Origin of the sequence: Photorhabdus cinerea, assembly GCF_011189575.1 — a bacterium.
Classification (GTDB): domain Bacteria; phylum Pseudomonadota; class Gammaproteobacteria; order Enterobacterales; family Enterobacteriaceae; genus Photorhabdus; species Photorhabdus cinerea.
In genome coordinates, this window is the sequence record NZ_PUJW01000160.1 from 1 (window position 1) to 303 (window position 303).

Below are 303 nucleotides of genomic sequence, written 5' to 3' on the forward strand. Positions count from 1 at the left end.
AAACAGGCAGCCCCTTACGGGTACAAAAACTACAGCCAGGGTTTATCACAATAAAATCTCCTATTGCACACCATGTTATTTCAGGTGTTCCGGGTTAAGACGACCCAGCAGCGCTTCATTCGCGTCGTTATGACCGCCATACCGAGGTATGGCGGCCTGTCAGCAATTACGCCTGATTGCGCTCATTCCACGCATCCGAGTGAATGATGTTGCCGTCTTTGTACGTCCAGATGATTTTTTCGTAACGGAACTCAACCTGTTCCAGATGGTTGTGTTTCTCTTTGGCAGGATCTTTGATGTCAT

Annotated in this window: 1 pseudogene; it reads right to left on the reverse strand. The window is 47.9% G+C overall.

The annotated features are described in order from the left end of the window. Nucleotides 1-166: 166 nt before the first annotated feature. Nucleotides 167-303, reverse strand: a pseudogene (locus tag C5469_RS23150) (type VI secretion system tube protein Hcp); the annotation flags it as partial.